Consider the following 2,109-nt stretch of genomic DNA (forward strand, 5'->3'; position numbering starts at 1 on the left):
CGGTTTAAGGCCAATTCAGTTAGCCCGGCATGCTATAATTAAACGTGACATTATTGACGAGGTGGAATAAATGAACGAAGCATTGATACACAAGATTCATCACGATTTACCGAAAATCCGGGAAAAACAGATTGCAGAAACTTTGAAGATGCTCGATGAAGGCGACACGGTTCCTTTCATCGCCCGGTATCGAAAAGAGCGGACGGAAAATCTGGACGAAGTTGAAATCCGAGATATTCAAGACGCCGCTCACCGGATTCAAACCCTTGATAAACGTAAAGAAGAAGTTATCAAGATTATTGATGAACAGCAGGCGCTGACCCCCGAATTAAAAAAGCAAATTGAACAGGCCCCAGTCCTTCAACAAGTTGAAGATCTTTATTTGCCGTACAAACAAAAGCGGCGGACCAAGGCAACGATTGCCAAAGAACGTGGTTTGGAACCTTTAGCAAAAGCGGCCGTGCGATTTGCTTCGGATTTATCCGCGCAAGTGAAACAAGCCGTTGATCCCGACAAGGAACTCCCTGACGAGGCGGCCGTTTTGGCTGGTGTTCATGAAATCATTGCTGAAGAAGCCGGTGACCGCGCTGACTTTCGTAACTGGGTTCGCGGGAATACCCAAGCGTACGGTCAACTGGTCGCCAAAGTGAAACGAGATGGCAAAACCCTTGATGAAGAAGGGATTTATCAGCAATACTACGATTTCAGCCAGCCGATCAAATCGATTCCATCATTTAGGACACTTGCAATCAACCGTGGCGAAAAAGAAAAGATTTTAAACGTTAAAGTCGATGTCAACGAAACGCCGATCCTGTGGCACTTAAAAGCCAACACGGTGGGAAACCGGCAGGGCTATGCCGCAGATATTGTCGCAGCCGCCATCGAAGATGCTTATCATCGATTTATCGGACCGGCGATCGAACGGGAAATTCGCAAACAATTAACCGACATCGCAGCTGATCACGCAATCGATATTTTTGGCAAGAACCTCTACAATTTATTGATGCAGGCGCCAATGAAGGGAAAAGTCGTGATGGGCTTTGACCCTGCTTATCGAACCGGCTGTAAATTAGCCGTCGTCGATCCAAATGGTAAGTATTTGGACAAAACCGTTATCTATCCCCATAAGCCGGCAAGCGAAGCGAAACGCAAAGCGGCCAAGGGGCTGTTCATTGATTTTATCAATAAAAACCACGTTGAAATGATTGCGATCGGAAATGGGACAGCCAGCCGGGAATCCGAGCAGTTCGTCGCGGATGCCATTAAAGACATTAAGTCGCCGGTGTATTATGTGATCGTCAACGAGGCTGGCGCGTCAGTTTATTCGGCCAGCCAAGTTGCCAGAGACGAATTTCCCGACTTTAGTGTTGAACAAAGGTCAGCTGTCAGCATTGCCCGTCGACTGCAGGATCCGTTGGCCGAACTGGTCAAAATCGATCCACAATCAATCGGTGTCGGTCAATACCAACACGATGTTCCCCAAAAGCAGTTGGGGGAACAATTGGATCAAGTCGTTGAAACAGCAGTTAACCGGGTCGGTGTTAATTTAAATACGGCCAGTCCGGAGCTGCTCGTTCATATTTCCGGGTTAACCAAAACGACGGCTCAAAATATCGTTTCGTATCGAAATGAAACTGGGCAGTTTGAGAATCGTTCACAACTCAAGAAGGTTCCCCGGCTTGGCCCAAAGGCATTTGAACAATCGGTTGGTTTCTTACGGATTATCGGCGGTTCCAATCCCTTGGACAATACCGATATCCATCCGGAGAGTTACGCCGCCGCGAAAAAATTGATGAAACAACATGGCTTGGCCATTGATCAATTAGGTGATGCGACCGTCTCAGCTGCTTTGAGTAACGTTCATTTAACTGAGGAAGCCCAGGCGATCGGTGTCGGTGAAGAAACCCTTAAAGACATTATTAAGGGCGTTGAAACACCTGGTCGGGATTTACGGGATGAAATGCCGGCACCACTCTTGCGAAAAGACGTGTTGACGATGGAAGATTTGAAGCCGGGGATGAAACTTCAAGGAACGGTTCGTAACGTCGTCGACTTTGGTGTGTTTGTTGATATCGGCGTCAAGCAGGATGGTTTAGTTCATATTTCCAA

At 47.3% G+C, this 2,109-nt stretch carries 1 protein-coding gene; it reads left to right on the forward strand.

All coding sequences use genetic code 11. The features are described 5' to 3' along the window. Positions 1-70: 70 nt before the first annotated feature. Positions 71-2,109, forward strand: a 2,039-nt coding sequence (locus tag AB3112_RS10930; protein ID WP_367334504.1) for a Tex family protein, incomplete at its 3' end; no start/stop codon positions are given.

Origin of the sequence: Lentilactobacillus sp., from assembly GCF_040773105.1 — a bacterium.
Lineage (GTDB): Bacteria > Bacillota > Bacilli > Lactobacillales > Lactobacillaceae > Lentilactobacillus > Lentilactobacillus parabuchneri.